Consider the following 19212-nt stretch of genomic DNA (forward strand, 5'->3'; position numbering starts at 1 on the left):
GGGCGGCCGGTCATTGATCGCGCCGGGCGCCCGTCCCCCCGTCCGACGCAGGGTGCGGGAGCGCCTCTGCTCGGCGGCCCCGCCCCCCTCCTCGGCGTCCTCGACGGGGTCAGAAGTCCCAGTCGTCGTCCTCGGTGTCGACGATCTCGCCGATGACGTACGACGACCCCGATCCGGAGAAGAAGTCGTGGTTCTCGTCGGCGTTGGGGCTCAGGGCCGCCAGGATCGCCGGGTTGACGTTGGTCTCGTCGGAGGGGAACAGGGCCTCGTACCCGAGGTTCATCAGCGCCTTGTTCGCGTTGTACCGCAGGAACTTCTTGACGTCCTCGGTCAGGCCGAGCGGGTCGTAGAGGTCCTCCGTGTACTGCTCCTCGTTCTCGTAGAGCTCGTACAGGAGCGAGTACGTGTAGTCCTTGAGCTCATCGCGCCTGGAGGGCGACGACTCGTTGACCGCCAGCTGGTACTTGTAGCCGATGTAGTAGCCGTGGACGGCCTCGTCGCGGATGATCAGGCGAATGAGGTCCGCGGTGTTCGTCAGCTTCGCGTGGGCCGACCAGTACATCGGCGCGTAGAACCCCGAGTAGAACAGGAAGGACTCGAGCATCGTCGAGGCGACCTTGCGCTTCTCCGGGTCGTCGCCCTGGTAGTAGGACTTGACGATCTCCGCCTTGCGCTGGAGGGCCGCGTTCTCCTCCGACCAGCGGAAGGCCTCGTTGATCTCCTCGGTGGACAGCAGTGTCGAGAAGATCGACGAGTACGACTTGGCGTGGACGGACTCCATGAACGCGATGTTCGTGTACACGGCCTCCTCGTGGGGGGTCCGGGCGTCGGGGATCAGCGACACGGCGCCGATCGTCCCCTGGAGCGTGTCGAGGAGCGTCAGCCCGGTGAACACGCGGTTCGTCATCAGCTGCTCATCGGGGCGCAGCGTCTTCCACGAGGGGATGTCGTTCGACAGCGGGATCTTCTCGGGCAGCCAAAAATTACCGGTCAGGCGGTCCCAGACCTCCAGGTCCTTCTCGTCCTCGATGCGGTTCCAGTTGATGGCCTCGAAGACCGGCTCGGTGCTCAACGCGTCCTCCTGAATCGGGTGCCGCCGCGGCGGGGTACCCGCTCAGCCTAATCGGATCGGGGCGGCCCGTCAGGGGCGCCGCGCCCCCCTCGGGCGCCGGGTCCTCCTCACAATCCCGACGGGTCGTCGCCCGGGAGGGCTCCCCGGGCGCACGAACCGGCGCCGGTCCGATCGGACGTCAGGCGGCGCGGGTCGTCGACGCACAGCGTCACGGCCTCGACGACGCCGGTGAGGAGGGCGAGGGGCAGGGCCTGACGCAGGTGCGCGCCGGGGATTCCGGCCGCGCGTCGGCGCTCCCCGCGCCGGAAGATCCACTTCTCGACGGCGACGGCCGAGCAGACGGCACCGACGACGACGGCCCCGAGGACCGCCAGCTCCTTCGGGTCCGCCTCGGTCACACCCTCCAGGGGGTCGGGCCCGTCCGAGGCGCCGGCCTCGTCGTCGGGGGCGAAACCGGTGTCGTCGGCTTTCGAGCAGGGGTGCTCGGGGTCGACGATCGGCTCGATCTGGGAGAAGCCCTCCGTCTCCTCGAACGCGCCGGCGAAGGACCACAGCAGCGCCCCGATCAGGCCGGTCTTGAGCACGGCCCGCAGACCCCGCGAGCGCACGAGGTCGGGCAGCGCGTACCACGCGAGCGAGGCCCCCGTGGACAGGGCCGCCGAGGCGACGGCGCGGGGGCGCTCCTCGATGAGGCCGCGAGCGCAGGCGCGCGCGTCGGCCCGATTCGCGCAGGCCCATGCGTCCGCGGCCCGCTCCCGCAGGCGGGTGGCGCCGCGGACTGTGCGGTCGCGCAGGTCGGCGATGGTCCCGGCCGCGTCCTCGCCGAGGATCTGGGCGTTGAGGACCGCGTCCTGGGCGGCCTCGGGAATCGCGGGCATCGCGTCGGAGACCGATTGCGCCAGGTTCGCGGCGGCTCCAGCGGCGTCGAGGGGGGTCTTCTGGTCGGTCATCGCGGCCTCCTCAGCAGGGGTGTTCGTGGACCCACCCTATCGGCGCCGGCGCGCCCGTGCTCGCCGCGCGCAGGACGGCGGCCATCCCCGTCTCCTCGGTCCCCTCGTCGAAGGCCGCGCCGAGCACTCGGGGGAAAGCGGGGCGGGACCTCTGCGCTCGGCGGCGAGGGCGAGAACCTCCCGGGCTCACCGAGCGGGCGCCCGCCGGCCTCCACGGCCGGCCTCGAGCAGGCGGTCCCGGACGGTCAGTCGTGGAGCATGTCGAGCAGGCGTCCGAGGACCTTCCCGGACGAGGCCCTGAGCCCGTCGTGCTGGTATTCGTTCGTCACCCAGACGCGGGCCCCTCGTACCGCTGCCGCGGTGTCGAGGGACAGGTCGCGGGGGACGAACATGTCGTCGTAGTAGACGGCGGCGACGACGGGGGTCTCGACGGCGGCGAGGGCCTCGGGCAGGTAGACGGCCGGCCAGTCGCTCCGCTCGGCGAGCGCGTCGGCGACTCCTGCGAGGGGCGCCAGGCCCGGGTCCTCGTCGAAGACGCGGCGCATCATGTGCTCCCCGGTCAGGTGGTACGGCTCGGACGTGTCGAGGGGGTCGGCCCCCTTGGCGAATCCGGGGGTCTCCTCGGCGAGGCGGTCGGCGCTCCAGGCGGTCGCCGTGCCCGCGAGATCCGGGGTCGCGCCGGCGTAGATCGCCTCTTGGAGGACGCCGTACATCGGGGCCATGGCGACCTCGGCGGCGACCTCGTCGAGGAATTCCGAGGACAGGCGTCGTTCGCCGCGCACGTGGGTCCACGGCCCTTCGAGGAGGAAGTGGAGGAGGTCGGTGCGGGTCTGCATCCCCAGGCCCATGCCGATCATCCGGAATCTTTCGGGGGACAGGCGCTCACCGGTGGGCAGGAGCTCCTCGGTGCCGTGGAGGTGGGCGGCGATTTCGCGGATGGTCTGCTCGTCGCCGGGGTGGCGGGCGAGGTAGGCGCGGTTGCGGGCGGCGGTCGCGGCGAAGGTCTGCCGGTAGATGTCGTCGACGTGGACGAGGCCGGGCAGGCCTCCGGTGATGAGGGACGCTTCGAGGCCCTCGGGGGCCAGGGACAGGTAGGACAGGGTGATGAATCCGCCGAAGCTCTGGCCCAGGGTCGTCCATGTGGCGCCTCCGGTGATGTGGTGGCGCAGGGCCTCTGCGTCGCGGACGATCTGGTCCTGGCGGAAGAGCATCAGGCGGTCGGCGCGCGCCCGATCGTCGGGCAGGTCGGCGAGGGCCTGGGCGTCCATGCGGGTGGATTGGCCGGTCCCGCGCTGGTCCATGAGGACGACCCGGTAGTCCTCCAGGGCGCGGCCGATCCATCCGTCGCGGAAGTCCCCCTGGCGGGGGGATTTGCCGCCGGGGCCTCCTTGGAGGAAGAGGAGGTGGGGCAGCTGCTCTCCGCCGGGGCGCACGATCTCGCGGGCGAAGAGGCCGATCGTCGGGTTGTCGGGCCCGAGGGGGCGGGCGTGGTCGAGGGGGACGTCGAGGCGGTGCTCGTGGACCGTGCAGGAGTGCTGGGTGTACGTCGTCGTGCGCATGGCCCCAGGGTATCGCCGCGGGCCCCGGGACCCCACCGCAGACCCTCGTCCCTCCCCCCTCGTTTCCCCCGAAAACGAACATTTCCCACCGAAAACAGGCCCCGGATTTCGTTCCGGTAGGAAACGCCCGCATCGACACGGCCGAACGGACGCCCCGCCGATCACACGAGGGCGAGGAGGCCCACGTAGGAGACCGTCCCGGCCGCCACCGACACGATCAGACGCCTCCCGCACGCCAGATGAGTCGCCGCCGTGACGGCGCTCGCCACGAGGGCGACCCACCAATCCGGCGACGACTGGCCGATCGCATCGCGCATCGTCGCCGCCACGAGGACCACCATGATCCCCGCCAGCATCCACACCGCCATGTCCCGCACGAAACGCGACTCCCGCAACGGCTCGAGAACGACGAAGGGGATCGCGCGCAAGGCGAAATCGATGACGAACACGATGGCGAGAACCGCCACGAGGTACCACAGCGAATGCGTCATCCCCCCGCCCCCGTCCCGGCCCGAGCCACCGGCCCGCACCCACGAGGCCGCTCGCCCTCCCCGGGCGCCCGTCCCCCGCCGCCGCGCCCCGCCACGAGGTGACGGACCACGAGCATCCCGACGAAGATCAGGAGAGCGACGAGCAGCGAATGACCGGGCATGATCGCCAGGGCGACGAGATACGACGCCCCGCCCATCAGGACCGACGGCACCGACTCCACGCCTCGAGCCGCATCCAGGGCGAGCGTGATGAACATCGCGCACAAGGCGAAGTCCAGGCCCTCGATCGTTTCCGGGATCATCGCCCCCGCCGCGACGCCGACCATCCCCGACACCACCCACGTCACCTGGAACGTCACCTGCATGGCGAGCAGGCGCGGCTTCGTCCACCCCTCCGGCCTCGCCGCGGTCAGGGCGAAAGCCTCGTCGACCAGCGCGTACATCGAGTACAGGCGGGACAACCTGCCCTCGACGACATGGAGGGGGAAGGAGAACGCGTAGAACACGTGCCGGAAGTTGACGAGCAGCATCGTCACGGCGATGACCGACAGCGGAGAGGACTGAGCGGCCAAGACGATGACCAGCAGCTCGGCCGAACCGGAATAGGCGGCGAACGACAGGGCCGGCGCCATCCACCACGGCATCCCCACCTGCATGACGAGCACCCCGTACGCGATTCCCAAGGGGACGTAGCCGGCCGCCGCCGGCAGCGTCGTCGTCACGCCCGCGGCGATCTCCTCGCGGACGGACCGCGCGGGGACCGGTCGGTGCGCGGTCCGCGGCAGTCCTGTCATGGGGTCAATTGTCGGCTTATCGGCGAGGGAGGGGCTGAGCCGGTTCGTTGAGCGGACATCGGCGACGGGACGGGACAGGGGCCGCGTCGCCGAGGTCGCCCCGCCCGAGCGCTTCTTCGATCGCCCGCGGTCGCCGAGGGCCCAGGAGCTCCTCGACGCGTTCCGATTCGACTGATCCCCGAGCGGCGCCGCCGCCTCCTGCCCGGACGGGACGTCGCCGCCCGGGGAGAGCCTTGGAACGCGGACGGGCAGCGGGAAGGATGGGGAGGACCGGCCCGCGAGCGCGCGTCCGAACAAGGACATCAAAACCTGCTGAGAACCCACCGCGGAATGCCCGAACACCACGCCCGCCAAGCCGTCGAACGGCTCCTCAGACTCCCTCGCAGAACACCCCACCAGATCAACGACCTCGCAAAGGAGAACCACTGGAGGCAATCGCGAACCCGACCCGCACCCACCGAACCCACCGACCCACAACCCGGCACACACTTCAGTCCCGAAGACGGCAACCACATCCGAAAAGGCTGGGCCGGACACTAACACCCACCACGACGCGCCGAACCCATACACACATTCCTGCCGCTAACTCTGATTTCTCATTCCAACTTCTGGGGACTAGTTCACTGTTCGGGCAGGCGCCGCTCGCCGAACGGCGCGGACCGACCGGACGCGGATCAGGCCCCGGGCAGGAGGGTCGACTGGTGGTGGAGGATGCGGACGCCCGGGGACTGCGAGAGGCCATCGGCTCTGTCGTCCTCGGCATCGGCGGCGACCCAGATCGACGTCTCCAGGCTCTCCCCCGCCTGCCACCGGATCCTGTAGCGGACGAGCCACGCGTCCGCCCCGGCTCGGACCGCCTCGATGCGTCCGACCTTCAGCCCCGTGGGGGCGGGCCCCGCCATGCCCGGGGTCGAGCGCCCATCGGGCCAGATCCTCACCGCGCCGGGCGCCTCGATGCGCGCCAGGGCCTCGGCGTCGCCGCCGGCCCAGGCGAGGATCATCTCCTTCTCGCTCGCGACCAGGTCCGGGCCCTCCTGCGCGCCCTGCGCGCCCTCCCGCTCCGCGTCCGCCCGGACGGAAAGGGACGCATGGACGCGCTCGGCGGCCTCGTTCATCGGACCTTCCATCGCCGATGAGTCGGGTGAATCCGCGAGCGCGCGGCTCCCCTCCCCCGCCCGCGCCTCGGCGGAGGCGGTGCCCTCCCCGGCCCCGCCTCCCCCGCCGACCCGGCCGAACCCGGGGCCCCCCGAGGGGACCCGGCCGTCCCGGTACGCCTCGGCGCATCCCCTGGCGCGGTCGTCGGCGGCCTCGTTCATCGGATGGCCGGCGTGGCCCTTGACCCATTCGAAGGTCACGCGCCGCCCCTCGATGGCCCGGTCGATCTCCTGGATGAGCCCGAGGTTCTTGATCGGCTTCTTATCCGCCTTCGTCCAGCCGCGCTTCTTCCAGCCCAGCCGCCATTTCGACACGACGTTGATCGCGTACTGCGAATCGGCGAGGACATGGAGCGGCTCGTGAGCCAGGCCCGCGGCCTCGGTCGCCCGCAGGAGTTCGAGGACGGCGGTGAGCTCGCCGAGGTTGTTCGTCCCCTCGGGCCAGCCGCCCGCGTCCCAGCAGGAGTCGTCGACGACCCACGCCCACCCGGCGGGGCCGGGGTTGCCCAGGGAGGAGCCGTCAACAGCCGCTGTGATCGTCATGGCCGCCATGGTAGCGAGCCGCCCGCGCGCGAAACGCGCACGGCCCCCCCGCGCCCAGCGGGCCGGCGCCCGACCGCGCGACCCCGAGGACGGCGCCCCGGGGCATCGCGGATCGAGGGGCTCGCGCGCGTTGCGGCGGTCAGTGGTGGGCCACCAGGTTCGCGCCCTCGCGGGCGTTCGACTCGGCCGTCATCATCCGCAGGATCTCGGAGATCTTCAGGCCCTTGGTCGGCACCTGGGCCGGATCCTCGAACATCAGGTCCCCCAGGACGTTCTGGACGTACTCCATGTCCTTGTCGCCCCGGCCCGACAGGTTGACGAGGATCGTCACGGGCTCGTCGCCGTCGGACGCCGTCTCCTCCAGCTCCTCGGCCATCTTCAGGGCCTGGGCCAGCGCGTGGGACGACTCCAGCGCGGGGATGATCCCCTCGTAGCGGGACAGGAGGCGGAACGCCTGGAGGGCCTCGTTGTCGTCGACGCCCGTGTAGGAGACGCGGCCGGTGTCCATGAGGTGCGCGTGCTCGGGCCCGACTCCCGGGTAGTCCAGGCCCGCCGACACGGAGAAGGACTCCCCGACGTTGCCGTCGGAGGAGCGCAGGACGTACGACCTCGACCCGTGGAGGATCCCGACGACGCCCCGGTTGAGGGGCGCGCCGTGACGGTGGGTGTCGAGGCCCTCGCCGGCCGGTTCGACGCCGATGAGGTCGACGCCGTCGTTGCCGGGCAGGTCCTCGAGGTATTCGGCGAAGGCGCCGATCGCGTTCGACCCTCCGCCGACGGCGGCGACGACCGCGTCGGGCAGCCGCCCGGTCCGGTCGATCATCTGCTTGCGGGACTCGCGCGAGATCACCGACTGGAATTCGCGCACGAGGGTGGGGAACGGGTGGGGGCCGCAGGCCGAGCCGAGGACGTAGTGGGTCGTCGACAGGTTCTGCGCCCAGTCCCCGATGGCGACGTCGATGGCGTTCGACATCGAGCCGCCGTCGTCGTTCGTCACGGGCACGACGGTGGCCCCCATGAGGCGCATGCGCCGGACGTTGGGCTGTTGGCGGGCGACGTCGGTGGCCCCCATGTAGATCGTGCACTCCATGCCGAACAGGGCGGCGATCATCGCGGTGGCGGTGCCGTGCTGGCCGGCGCCGGTCTCGGCGACGAGGCGGGTCTTGCCGAGGCGGCTGGCGATGAGGGCCTGGGCGAGGACTTGGTTGCCCTTGTGGGCGCCGCCGTGGGCGAGGTCCTCGCGCTTGAGGAAGATGCGGGCCTTGCCCCGGCCGTGCCCGTCCAGCGGGAGGTTCGCGCATTCGGTGATCGGGGTGGGGCGACCGAGGTAGCGCTGCTGGAGGAGGTCGAGTTCGTCGAGGAAGGAGGGGTCGTTGATCGCGTCGACGTAGGCGCGTTCGAGTTCGTCGAGGACAGGAAGGAGCTCGTCGGGGACGTATTGGCCGCCGTACTCGCCGAAGAAGGCGGGGATGAGGGTGTCACGGGTGACGACCTCGGGGATCTGGGTGTCGGTCATGGGAGGAGCCTTTCGGTGGGGAGTGGACTGTCCTGGGAAGGCCGACCGGTCCGGATATGAGAAATCGGCCCGCCGCTTCGCCAGAAGCTGATACGAGCCGATGGGGACGACGAGGCGGCTCGCGACTACGCGCGCCACCACCAGTTGGTCGTCATGCTCAGCATGGCGTCATCGTATGCCAGGGACCCGACGCCGTGCCACCTCGTCCACGCGGCGGCGTCCTCGTCGCCCCCTCTCCCCCTCCACCCCCTCTTTTCCCCCGAAAACGAACATTTCCCACCAAAAACAGGTCCATATTTTCGTTTTCGGGGGTAATCGCTCCCCAACGGGCCCACCCGCCCCGCCCCGGCGGCTCCCGTGTCGGCGGCGTTGAGGGGTAATCGCTCCCCGACGGGCCCACCGGCCCCACCCGATGTCAGTCGACCACGCCGACCTGGGCCAGGGCGAAGGCGAACTCCTCGGCGCGCGCCGCCCACCGGCCCTCGCGCCCCGATGGACCGCCGTGCCCGGCGACCATCTCCGTGCGCAGGACGATCGGGCGGATAAGAGGATCGGCCACCGCCGCAGCCCCCGCCTCCCGACGCTCCCCCGCCCCGGCCCAGGCGCCGACGCCCGCGCCGCCCACGGCATCCGCGCCCCCGGGCCCGCCCGCCGACCGGCGCAGCGCCCCGGACGGTCGGACCTGCCCGGCCGCCTCGCGCAGGCGCTGCACCCACTTCGTCGGCTCGACGAACTCGACGCGCGTGTCATTGACCGACGTCGTCGCCATGACCGCCGGCAGCCGGACCCCGTCCGGCACGTTCTCATACGGCGAGTACGCCCTCATCGCGGCGAACACCTCCGGGTCCTCGATCGGATTGCCCCACTCCTCCCACTCGCCGACGGTCAACGGCAACGACGGGTCGAGGATCGTCGTCAGGGCGTCGACGAAAGGCACCCCCGCCAGGACCGCGGCGAAACGATCAGGGGCCGCGTTCGTCACCGCCCCCATGAGCAGCCCGCCGGCACTGCGCCCCTCGGCGACCAGCCGCCCGGGCGCCACCCACCCCGACGACACCAGCCAGTCGGCGACGTCGACGAAATCCGTGAACGTGTGCTCCTTGACGAGCATCTTCCCGTCCTCGTACCACGCCCGTCCCATCTCCCCGCCGCCGCGGACGTGGGCGATCGCGTAGACGACCCCCCGCTCGATGATCGGCAGGCGCAGCGCCTCGAACTCGGGGTCGTAGCTGATCTCGTAGGAGCCGTAGCCGATCTGCCAGCCCGGATTCGTCCCGTCGGCGACGAGGTCCGCCCGGCGCACGAGGGTCACGGGGATCCGCGTGCGCCCGTCGCGGGCCGTCACCCACACGCGCTCCTCGACGACGCCGGACGGGTTCCACCCCGGGGCCTCTTGGGCCTTGAGGAGGCACCGCCGGCCGGTCGCCGGGTCGATCTGCTCGACGCGCGGCGGACGGGTCTGGGACTGGGTCTCGACGCGCAGCACCGGATCGCAGAATCGCGGCCCCGGGACGGTCTGGATCGTGCGGACCGGCAGGTCGGAGTCGACGAATCGACCCGGACCCCACAGCCCCTCCAGGTCGTCGACGGGCACGGGCCGGGAGCGCGGGCCGGCCGGCCGGGCGCGCAGCCGGTACTCGACCTGGGTCAGCGATCCCGAGCGCATCGTCAGCGCGCACAGCCCCGCCGACGCCTCGACGTCGAGGACGCGCTCGCCGGGGCCGGGGTCGCGCAGGCCGACCCACGAGGCGGGCGGCGCGAAGGGGGCGGGCGGGACGTGACCGGGCAGGGGGTCGCCGGCGGCGCGGTCGCCCAGGGCGCGCCTCGTCGATTCGGGGCCGACGAGGGTCAGGCGGGCGTCGAGGTCGGCGGGCAGGGCGGCGGCGGCGAGCGCCCCCTCGCGGGTGCCGGCGGTGTGGACGACGAGGAGGTGGTCGCCGGCCGAGTCGACGCTCACCATGACCCCGGGGGTGGCGCCGGTGATGGGGAGGGGCCGGGCGGTCGGGGTGTCGGGCGCCCACAGCCACGCTTGTCCGCATGTCGAGGAGGCCGAGTGGATGATGACGGCCCCGGGGTCGGAGGCGGGGGCGAGGCCGATCTCGAAGCGCTCGTCGTCCTCGACGAGGAGGAGCAGATCGTCGGCGGGATCGGCGCCGACCTCGTGCCACCAGACCTCGCAGGCCCGCCACGCGTCGTCGACGCCGATGTAGATGAAGCCGCGGGAGTCGGCGGACCAGGCCAGTCCGTAGCCGGCTCCGATGACACTCTCGTCGAGGGGCTTCCCGGTGTCGGCGTCTTGGACGACCCACGTGTGGCGCTCGTCGCCGGTGGTGTCGCGCGCCCAGGCGATGAGGCGCCCGTCGGGGCTGGGCACGAGGTCGGCGAGGCGGAAGAAGTCCTCTCCGGCGGCTTCGGCGTTCTCGTCGACGAGGAGCTGTTCGCCGGGCAGGGCGTGGTCGGGGACCGGGATCGGGGGGAGGCCGGCGGGGTCGGCGGCCGGGTCGGCGGCCGGGTCGGCGGCCGGGTCGGCGGGGACGCGGTGGTGGGTCGGGTAGGAGGAGCTTTCGGCCCAGCGGCGGAAGTACCAGTAGTCGCCGTCGCGCACGGGGACGGAGGCGTCGTCGAGGGCGGTGCGCGCCCGGGTTTCGTCGACGATCCGGGAGGCGAGGGCGCGGGTGGGGGCGCAGACGCGGTCGGCCCAGGCGTTCTCGGCGTCGAGGTGGGCGATGACTCGGGGGTCGGTCTCGTCGCGCAGCCAGTCCCATCCGTCGTCGAGTCGGTCGCCGTGGATGTCGCGGATCCGGTGGCCGAACCGGGTGGGGGCGACGGGAGGGAGGGCGTCGGCGGCGGTGGCGGGTTGTGGGGCCGACACGAGGTCGGGGGGCGAGGCGGGGGCGGGGTCGTGGGGGCGCTCGCGGGGTTCGTCGGCGGCGGTCGGGGCGACGAGGTCGGCGCGGGCGGGGCGTGGGGAGGGTCGGGTCGTCATGGTGTCAGAAGATACGCCACGCCGCCCGCGCGATCCCCGAGGGGCCCGCCGGCTGCGGCCGATCGGGGATGGGGTCGGCGCGGGCGGCGCGGCGGAGTGGCGGTCGGCCCATGAACCCCCGGTATTTCCCCGGAAAACGAAATCCGAGGCCTGTTTTTGGTGGGAAATGTTCGTTTTCGGGGGAAAGGCGAGGCCGCGGGAGGCTTCACCGACGAGTCGCGGCCTTCATCGACGCGACGTAGGCCGACACCTCGCGGGTCAACGCCCCCACGTCCTCGACGCGCGCCCGTCCCCCATCGCCCCCAGACGAGACGTGCCGATCGACGATCGCCGTGATCGCCGAACCCGTGATCGCCCCCGCCGCCCCGGCCGCGAGCGCATCGGCCACGTGCCCGGGCGTCGAGATGCCGAACCCCAGGAGCACCGGCGGCCCGCCGAAGCGCCGGATACTCGCCACCGCCTCGGACAGGCCGAGCGTCTGGGAGCTCCTCTCCGCCCCCGTCACCCCGTCCCGCGACACCGCGTAGACGTACCCCCGCGAACACGCCGCGACCCTCTCCAGGGTCCGCTCGTCGGCCCTCGCCGGCGCGATGAACACCGGATCCACCCCCGCCGCCTCGGCCGCCGCGACGAAAGGAGCGCTCTCGCGCACCGGGACGTCCGGCAGGAGGACCGAATCCGCGCCCGCCCCCTCCGGGCCGAAATCGGCGTAGAAGCGATCCACCCCGCGGGCGAAGGCCACATTGCCGTAGATCAGCATCCCGATCGGCAGATCGGGGAACTCCGCGCGGATCGCCCGCACCTGCTCGATCGCCGACGCCACATCCGCCCCGCCGCGCAGGGCCCGGGCGTGGGACGCCTGGATCGTCGGGCCGTCGGCCACCGGGTCGGAGAAGGGCACGCCGAGCTCGAGGGCGTCGGCCCCCGCGCCGACGACCGCGCGGACGACCTCCAACGAGACCTGCGGCGACGGGTCCCCCAGCATGAGGAAGGGGACGAACGCCCCCTCCCCCCTGGCCTCCAGATCGGCGAAGAGCGCGTCGTAACGGCGGCCCATGTCAGTCCTCCTCCCGGTCCAGGACGAGCTCGGGATGATCCTCGAGCGTCCGGCGCACATGGTCGATGTCCTTGTCCCCCCGGCCCGACAAGGACACGAGGATCGTGATGTCCTCCTCCTTGCGCGAAAGGGCGTAGGCCAGGGCGTGCGAAGACTCCAACGCCGGGATGATCCCCTCCCTGCGGCTCAGGAGCTGGAACGCCTCCAGCGCCTCGGCGTCGGTGACGCCCACGTACGAGGCGCGCCCGGTGCTCGCGAGGAACGCGTGCTGCGGGCCGACCCCCGGGTAGTCCAATCCCGCGGAGATCGAATACGACTCCTCCACCTGCCCGTCGGCGTCGCGCATGAGGAAGCTGCGCGCCCCGTGGAGGATGCCGACGGTGCCGTTGCTGATCGTCGCCCCGTGCCTGCCCGAGGCCAGGCCCTGTCCGGCGGGCTCGACGCCGACGAGCTCGACGGACTCCTCGTCGATGAACTCCGCGAACATGCCGATCGCGTTCGACCCCCCGCCCACGCAGGCGACGACCAGGTCGGGCAGGCCCCCGGTCTGCTCGACGATCTGCTGCTTGGCCTCCCGGGAGATGCAGCGGTGGAACTCGCGGACGATCGTCGGGAAGGGGTGCGGGCCCGCCGCCGTGCCCAGGAGGTAGTGGGATTCGTGGAAGGTCGCCGTCCAGTCCCGCAGAGCCTCGTTGACGGCGTCCTTGAGGGTGCCCGAGCCGGTGTCGACGGGGACGACGGTGGCCCCCATGAGCTCCATCCGGTAGACGTTGGGCTGCTGGCGGGCCACATCGGTGGCCCCCATGTAGATGACGCACTCCAGGTCGAGCAGCGCGCACGCCAAGGCGGTGGCCGTGCCGTGCTGGCCGGCGCCGGTCTCGGCGATGATCCGGGTCTTCCCCATGCGCTTGGCGAGGAGGGCCTGGCCGATGACCTGGTTGGTCTTGTGGGCGCCCCCGTGGACGAGGTCCTCGCGCTTGAGGAAGATGCGGGCCCGGCCGCCGAGCGCGGAGGCACGCGTCAGGGGCGTGGGCCGTCCGAGGTAGTCCTTGAGGTACCCGGCGAGTTCGGCGGTGAACGCGGGGTCGTCGATCGCGTCGACGAAAGCCCGTTCCAGCTGGTCGAGGGCGGGGATCAGGGATTCGGGGACGTACTGCCCTCCGAATTGGCCGAAATAGGCCGGCAGGAGGGTCTCGCGGGGTTCTGGGATGCTCGTCATGGGGTCCTTCTCGATCGGTGTGGGGTCCGGTGGGGCGGGGCGGGGCCAGTGGAGCGGGGCGGGTCCGGTGGGGGCGGCCGTCGCTCGGGTCGCCCCGGTCAGTCGTGGTGGCGGCGGATGACGTCGAAGGCCCGGGCGATGAGCGCGGTGTCCTTGACGCCCGGCTCCCGCTCGACCCCGGAGTTCAGGTCGACCCCGGCGGTCCCGACGCGCAGCGCGTCCGGCAGGTTGTCGGGGGAGACTCCGCCGGCCAGCAGGCACGAGGGGGCGACGTCGGCGGGGATCGTCGACCAGTCGAAGGAGGTGGCGCTGCCCCCGTCGCCGGCGTCGAGGACGAGGCGGTCGACGCGCCCGTGGAGGGCGAGGGCGGTCGCCGGCCCGTCGGGTCGGGTCATCGACACCGCCCGCCAGACCTCGCACGAGGCCCCGGCCCGGGCGAGTTCCGCGCGGGCCGCCTCGACGAGGGCGAGCTCGGCGCCGGGCCCGCCCTGGTGGGGCGCGTGCAGTTGGACGGCGTGGACGCCGGGCAGGGCGAGCCCGGCGAAGCCGCTGGTGCGCCGGGAGACGGCGACGTAGCGCAGGCCCGGCTCGTGGGCGATGATCCGCGCGGCCTCCCCCGGCGACACCCGGCGCGGCGACGACTCCTCGAAGACCAGTCCGCCGTAGACGGCTCCGGCGGCCCGCGCCGCCTGGGCGGCCGACCGGGAGGTCAGCCCGCAGACCTTGTTGTCCCCGAAGACGAGCCGTCGGACGGCCAGGTCGACGTCGTCCTGCCCGGAGAGCTGGGAGCCGACGAGGAACGCGTCGGCGTGCGCGGCGAGGGCGCGGACGACTCGGGCCGTGCGGATCCCGGACTCGGAGACGACGACGGCGTCGTCGGGGACGAGTCCGGCGAGGCGCTCCGTGCGCCCCAGGTCGATGCTCAGATCGTGCAGATCGCGGTTGTTGATGCCGATGATGCCGGCGCCCAGCGCTGCGGCGCGCGCGACCTCCTCCTCGGTGCCGGCCTCGGTGAGGACGTCCATGCCGAGGGAGTCGGCCAGGCCCGCCAGTCGCGCGTACTCGTCGTCGTCGAGGACGGACATCATCAGGAGGATCGCGTCGGCGCCGAAGTAGCGGGCGGCCCGCACTTGGACGGGGTCGATGATGAAGTCCTTGCACAGGACGGGCAGGTGGGTCGACAGGGCGACGGTCTGGAGGTGGTCGTAGTCGCCGCCGAAGCGCTCGGGCTCGCACAGCACGGAGATCGCCGAGGCGTGGCGCGAGTAGGCGCGGGCGAGCACGCCCGGCTCGTAGTGGGGGCGGATCACTCCCAGGGACGGCGAGGCGGACTTGCACTCCATGATGAAGCGGGAGGGCCCGGTCCTCAGGGCGTCGGCGAGGGAGCGCTGCGAGCGCGGCAGGGCGTCGAGGTCGACGCCGGCGAGGCGTCGGTCGATGGCGGGCAGGTGGGTGCGTCGCCGGGCGACGATCTCGTCGAGGACGGTGGGCGGGGCGCTGGCCCGGCGCTGGTCACGCGGCATAGTCGGCCTCCTCGTGGGTGCTCAGCCAGTGGGCGACGCGGCCGTCGGCGATGAGTTCGCGGGCGAGGGCGGTGCCGTCGGCGAGCCCGTCGGCCAGGCCGGCGAGGTGGAGCATGGCTCCGGCGTTGACGGCGATGGCGTCGGCGTGCGCGGGGGAGCCTTCGCCGGCGAAGACGCGTCGGATGAGCGCCGCGTTGGCGGGCCCGTCGCCGCCGGCGAGGTCGTCGAGCCGGTGCCGTCGGGCGCCGAGGTCCTCGGGGGAGACCTCGTAGGAGTCGATGACGCCGTCGCGGAGTTCCCAGATGGTGGTGGGGCCGTGGACGGCGATCTCGTCGGTGCCCGAGCCGTGGACGACGAGGGCGCGGCTGCGCCCCAGTTCGCGCAGGACTTCGGCGATGAGCCGGCCCTGGTCGGGGTTGGCGACGCCCATGACCTGCAGTTCGGGGCGGGCGGGCGACAGGAGGGGGCCGAGGGTGTTGAAGAGGGTGGAGACCCCCAGGGCTTTGCGCACGGGTTGGACGTGGGCGATAGCCGGGTTGTAGGCGGGGGCGAAGAGGAACGTGAAGTTCGAGGCCTCGAATTGGCGCACGGCCCGGTCGGGGTCGAGGTCGAGGGGGATGCCGAGGGCTTCGAGCACGTCGGCGGAGCCGGATCGGGAGGAGACGGAGCGGTTGCCGTGCTTGACCATGCGCACGCCTCCGGCGGCGGCGACGAGGGTGGCGGCGGTGGTGATGTTGATGGTGTTCGACCGGTCGCCGCCTGTTCCGGCGGTGTCCATGAGTCCGGTGCCGGTGATGGGGAAGGGCCGTGCGGCGTCGAGGAAGGCCGTGGCGGCTCCGGTAATGTCGGCGAGGGTTTCGCCCCGGGTACGGATGGCGATGAGGAGGGCGGCGATGTGGACGTCGTCGTATTCGCCGACGGTCAGGGGGGTGAAGACGGAGACGGCCTGGTCGAGGGTGGGCGCGTCGGTGTCGAGGAAGTCCTGGAGGAGGCGGAGGGGGTGTGCGGGGGTCATGGTGGTGTGCGTTTTCTGTGAGGGGGTTTATGCGGGGTCGGGGGCGCACAGGGCGTCGATGCAGCGTTGGAGCATGAGGGGCCCGGTGGGGCTGAGGATGGATTCGGGGTGGAATTGCATGCCGATGGCGGTGCGGTCGAGGGTTTCGGCGGCCATGACGACGGGGCCGATGTCGGTGTCGGTGACGGCCAGGGTCCGCAGGGAGGCGGGCGCGTCGGTGCAGCCGAGGGAGTGGTATCGGGCGACGGGGATCTGGGTGCCGGGGATGTCCGGGCGGTCGGGTTCCCAGTCGGTGGCCAGGCCGTGGAAGATCGGGTGGTCGATGCCGGCGGGGGTGAGGGTCATGGGGACGGATCGGCCGTGGACGGGGCCGCAGGGGCGCACGGTGGCGCCGTGGTGTTCGAGGAGGGCTTGGAATCCCAGGCAGATGCCGAGGATGGGGATGCGGGTGATGGCGGCGGCGATGAGGTCCATCATGGAGCCGGCGTCGAGGGGGTGGCCGGGGCCGGGGGAGAGGCAGATGAGGTCGGGGTCGGCGTCGAGGATGGTGTCGACGTCGACGGTGTTGCGGAAGACGGTGGTGGGGTGGTCGGCGAGGGCGTCGACGAGGTTGTAGACGAAGGAGTCGTGGTTGTCGAGCAGGACCACGTGGGGGGTGCGTGTCATCGGAGGACCTCGAGGGTGGCGTTGTGGGATTCGGCGATGGCGGCGAGGACGGCGTAGGCCTTGTGGAGGGTTTCGTCGGCTTCGGCTTGGGGTTGGGAGTCGCGGACGACTCCGGCGCCGGCTTGGACGATGGCGCGGCCGTGGGCGACGTAGGCGGAGCGGATGACGATGCAGGTGTCCATGGCCCCGTCGGCGCGCAGGTAGCCGATGGCTCCGCCGTAGGAGCCCCGGCGGGTTTTCTCGGTGGCGCGGATGAGCTCGGTGGCGCGCAGTTTGGGGGCTCCGGTGAGGGTGCCCATGTTCATGCAGGCGCGGTAGGCGTCGAGGGCGTCGAGACCGGCGTCGAGGGTGGCGGTGACGCGGGAGACGAGGTGCATGACGCGCGAGTAGCGGTCGACGCGCAGGAGTTCGGCGACTTTGCGGGTGCGGGGGGCGGCGACTCGGGCGAGGTCGTTGCGGGCGAGATCGACGAGCATGGTGTGCTCGGCGACTTCTTTGCGGTCGGTGCGCATGTCGAGTTCGTTGCGGATGTCGAGTTCGTGGTTGATGGCGCCGTCGGGGTCGAGTCCGCGCGGACGCGTCCCGGCGATCGGGTAGAGCTCGATCTGGCGGGTGTCGGGGGTGTATTTGAGGTTGGATTCTGGCGAGGCGCCGAAGAGCTCGTAGTCGGCGCCGCGCAGGTAGAACATGTAGGGCGAGGGGTTGGTGTCGCGCAGGCGCCGGTAGGCGGCCATGGCGTCGGGGCAGTCGAGGGAGAAGGCCCGCGAGGGGACGACCTGGTAGACGTCGCCGGCGCGGATGTTGTCCTGGAGGTCTTCGACGTGGCGGCGGAAGTCGGCGTCGGTGATGGCGGCGCGTGCGGTGACGGTGCGGTGGGGCAGGTCGCAGGGCGGGGGCGTGGCGGGGGTGACGGCGGCTGCTGCGTCGAGGAGCTGTTGGAGGGCCCGTTCGTCGGTCCCGAGGGCTTCGAGGGTGGCGCTGCGGTGGAGGTGGTCGATGTGGAGGAGGAGCTCGGCGACGAGGAACTCGTAGTCAGGGAATCCGTTGGGGCCTTCGTCGACGTGGGGGAGGGTTTCGAAGGTTTCGAGGTAGTCGAAGGCGAATCCGCCGGCGAGGAGGGGGAGGCGGTGCCCTCGGTAGGGGGCTCGGGTCTGGAGGGCTCGCAGGATGTCGGCGGTGGAGTGGTCGCGCAGGCGGGCGCGTTCGTCGGGGGCGGTGGAGGGGGCGAATCGGTAGGTGGTGGTGTCGGGGGCGGATGAGCGGATGCGGTCGGCGAATCGTTGGTCGAGGTCGTCGAGGAGGAGGCGCCCGGTGGGGGTGAGGGCGGTGGCGGTGACGTCGTGTCCTCGGCAGGTGATGCGCAGGGCGGCGGTGAGGATGGCGAGGCAGTCGATGTTCTTCTTGGATTCGATGTCGGCGGCTTCGAGGAGGAGGGAGTTGCGGGGGGTGGCCAGGGCGTCGAAGAGGGCGGCGGCGTCGGTCGTGTAGGCGATCTGCCGTGTGGCGGTGAGGAGGGTCATGATGCTCTCGCAGTGCGGGGTCGAAGGCGGGCTGGTGGTGATCCGACCGCGAGCGAGGAGGCGTTGGCTGCTCAGACGCCGACAGGCCCGCGTGGTGCGGGCCTGGAAGGGGGAGGATGAATCGAGGGCGGCCCGCGGTTACGCGCGCCACCACCACTGTGCGTGGATGCGGACAGTCGATTCGGTGCTCATGTCAGCGACTATAGGCCAGTCGCGCTCCGGGCGCGACTCGGGAGGCGCGCGACTGGGTGCGGGGTCGGTGGGAGGGGACGAACGGATCGGCAGAATGAGTGATCGCATCACCCGCACCCGGTGCGGGGCCGGTGGGAGGGGACGAACGGATCGGCTCGCGCCTGTGGGATGCGCCTGCGCCCGGGGGCGGCGGCAGCCCCCGCAAGAACCTCCAACTGTCACCGATGCCCTGAGACATCACAGGCCGAGGAGCGGGTCGGCGGCATTTTCATCCGCATGCGGTGCTCGTCTTTTCCGTGCGGGGCGGGAGGTGAGCCAGTCGGCTCTCATCCGGTCGTGGCCGATGCGGTCTTTTCCGTGCGGGGCGGGAGGTGAGCGTCTCGCGGTTGCTGCAGGTCGAGGTGCGAGTGGACGGCTGCGGAACGCTCGCCCATGGGCAGGAGGACAGGAGGGCGTACGCCAAGTTCACGCCACGCAGATCCGCCGCTCACCCATGGGCAGGCGGACAGGCGGGTCGTGCTGCTTGCCGTCTTCAGGCGTCGCCTGTCCACCTGCGGAGTCGTTGTGCGGATCCGGGCATATTCGATCGAGTGATTGATCGGCTGCTCGGGGCGAGAGGTGGTATGCGGATGCGCGGGTTGGCGCTCGTCGGAGTTCGTCGTCGGCAGGGGCGGCCAGCCGCTCCTGGCGGATCAGGCGGATCCCCTCACGCCGTTTTGCTGACGGTTCTGCTGACGTGGAATGAGGGGTTCTTCGCCGCGATGTGCGGGGGTGGTGTTCAGCGTCTTGGCTGCTCCTTTCTTCACGGGCGGGATGTGGGGCTACCCGGGCCCGCACTCCTCCCAGACCTCGGAGCGCTTTCTTCGCAGGTGGGGTGGCGGACCTGACGCGGCGACCTCGTGCCTCCGATGCCGTGCTTTCTTCACAGGTTGGGGTGTGGGGGTAGCGGGGGTGG

Annotated in this window: 12 protein-coding genes and 1 pseudogene; all 13 read right to left on the reverse strand. The window is 71.8% G+C overall.

Annotated elements, in window-relative coordinates; all coding sequences use genetic code 11:
* Positions 1–109: 109 nt before the first annotated feature.
* The 13 genes and pseudogenes from nrdF to M3T53_RS09765 all read right to left on the reverse strand — a co-directional run bounded on the left by nrdF (position 110) and on the right by M3T53_RS09765 (position 18065).
* Positions 110–1072, reverse strand: a complete 963-nt coding sequence (gene nrdF / locus M3T53_RS09700) for a class 1b ribonucleoside-diphosphate reductase subunit beta (RefSeq protein WP_272434326.1) — start codon at positions 1070–1072, stop codon at positions 110–112.
* Positions 1073–1179: 107 nt separating this feature from the next.
* On the reverse strand, positions 1180–2022 hold the full coding sequence (locus tag M3T53_RS09705; protein ID WP_272434328.1) for a hypothetical protein: 843 nt from the start codon (positions 2020–2022) through the stop codon (positions 1180–1182).
* Between the two features lie 245 nt (positions 2023–2267).
* Positions 2268–3581: an alpha/beta fold hydrolase gene (locus M3T53_RS09710; RefSeq protein ID WP_272434329.1), complete on the reverse strand. Its 1314-nt coding sequence runs from the start codon at positions 3579–3581 to the stop codon at positions 2268–2270.
* Positions 3582–3742: 161 nt separating this feature from the next.
* Positions 3743–4072 (reverse strand): branched-chain amino acid transporter permease, encoded by a 330-nt coding sequence (locus M3T53_RS09715; protein ID WP_272434330.1) that lies wholly within the window; start codon positions 4070–4072, stop codon positions 3743–3745.
* Positions 4069–4866, reverse strand: coding sequence for an AzlC family ABC transporter permease (locus M3T53_RS09720; protein WP_272434331.1), 798 nt, complete (start codon positions 4864–4866; stop codon positions 4069–4071). The genes M3T53_RS09715 and M3T53_RS09720 overlap by 4 nt, the downstream gene beginning before the upstream one ends.
* A 674-nt stretch (positions 4867–5540) precedes the next feature.
* A complete protein-coding gene (locus M3T53_RS09725; protein WP_272434332.1) occupies positions 5541–6563 on the reverse strand; it encodes a ribonuclease H family protein in 1023 nt (340 codons plus the stop codon).
* Between the two features lie 139 nt (positions 6564–6702).
* The gene (gene trpB / locus M3T53_RS09730) at positions 6703–8079 is read right to left on the reverse strand and encodes a tryptophan synthase subunit beta (RefSeq protein ID WP_272434333.1); all 1377 of its coding nucleotides are present in this window, start codon (positions 8077–8079) and stop codon (positions 6703–6705) included.
* A gap of 415 nt (positions 8080–8494) precedes the next feature.
* Positions 8495–11065, reverse strand: a complete 2571-nt coding sequence (locus tag M3T53_RS09735) for a S9 family peptidase (protein ID WP_272434334.1) — start codon at positions 11063–11065, stop codon at positions 8495–8497.
* Between the two features lie 205 nt (positions 11066–11270).
* Positions 11271–12122, reverse strand: coding sequence for a tryptophan synthase subunit alpha (trpA, locus tag M3T53_RS09740; RefSeq protein WP_272434335.1), 852 nt, complete (start codon positions 12120–12122; stop codon positions 11271–11273).
* Between the two features lie 43 nt (positions 12123–12165).
* Positions 12166–14864 (reverse strand): annotated as a pseudogene (gene trpB / locus M3T53_RS09895) (tryptophan synthase subunit beta); the annotation flags it as partial.
* Complete coding sequence (gene trpD / locus M3T53_RS09755; RefSeq protein ID WP_272434337.1) at positions 14854–15879, reverse strand: anthranilate phosphoribosyltransferase; 1026 nt, start codon at positions 15877–15879, stop codon at positions 14854–14856. The pseudogene trpB (M3T53_RS09895) and the gene trpD, both read right to left, overlap by 11 nt.
* Positions 15880–15906: 27 nt before the next feature.
* Positions 15907–16545 carry an anthranilate synthase component II gene (locus M3T53_RS09760; RefSeq protein WP_272434338.1) on the reverse strand — a complete coding sequence of 213 codons (639 nt, stop codon included), beginning with the start codon at positions 16543–16545 and terminating at the stop codon, positions 15907–15909.
* Complete coding sequence (locus M3T53_RS09765) at positions 16542–18065, reverse strand: anthranilate synthase component 1 (protein WP_272434339.1); 1524 nt, start codon at positions 18063–18065, stop codon at positions 16542–16544. The genes M3T53_RS09760 and M3T53_RS09765 overlap by 4 nt, the downstream gene beginning before the upstream one ends.
* Positions 18066–19212: the final 1147 nt, after the last annotated feature.

The sequence above is a fragment of the Actinomyces sp. B33 genome, assembly GCF_028437565.1.
Classification (GTDB): Bacteria; Actinomycetota; Actinomycetes; order Actinomycetales; family Actinomycetaceae; genus Pauljensenia.

Bases quoted from the DNA above. Each gene is read 5' to 3' on its own strand.
- M3T53_RS09710 (WP_272434329.1), bottom strand. From the start codon at position 3,581: ATGCGCACGACGACGTACACCCAGCACTCCTGCACGGTCCACGAGCAC.
- M3T53_RS09760 (WP_272434338.1), bottom strand. From the start codon at position 16,545: ATGACACGCACCCCCCACGTGGTCCTGCTCGACAACCACGACTCCTTC.
- trpA (WP_272434335.1), bottom strand. From the start codon at position 12,122: ATGGGCCGCCGTTACGACGCGCTCTTCGCCGATCTGGAGGCCAGGGGG.
- M3T53_RS09715 (WP_272434330.1), bottom strand. From the start codon at position 4,072: ATGACGCATTCGCTGTGGTACCTCGTGGCGGTTCTCGCCATCGTGTTC.
- M3T53_RS09765 (WP_272434339.1), bottom strand. From the start codon at position 18,065: ATGACCCTCCTCACCGCCACACGGCAGATCGCCTACACGACCGACGCC.
- trpB (WP_272434333.1), bottom strand. From the start codon at position 8,079: ATGACCGACACCCAGATCCCCGAGGTCGTCACCCGTGACACCCTCATC.
- M3T53_RS09720 (WP_272434331.1), bottom strand. From the start codon at position 4,866: ATGACAGGACTGCCGCGGACCGCGCACCGACCGGTCCCCGCGCGGTCC.
- M3T53_RS09725 (WP_272434332.1), bottom strand. From the start codon at position 6,563: ATGACGATCACAGCGGCTGTTGACGGCTCCTCCCTGGGCAACCCCGGC.
- M3T53_RS09735 (WP_272434334.1), bottom strand. From the start codon at position 11,065: ATGACGACCCGACCCTCCCCACGCCCCGCCCGCGCCGACCTCGTCGCC.
- trpD (WP_272434337.1), bottom strand. From the start codon at position 15,879: ATGACCCCCGCACACCCCCTCCGCCTCCTCCAGGACTTCCTCGACACC.
- M3T53_RS09705 (WP_272434328.1), bottom strand. From the start codon at position 2,022: ATGACCGACCAGAAGACCCCCCTCGACGCCGCTGGAGCCGCCGCGAAC.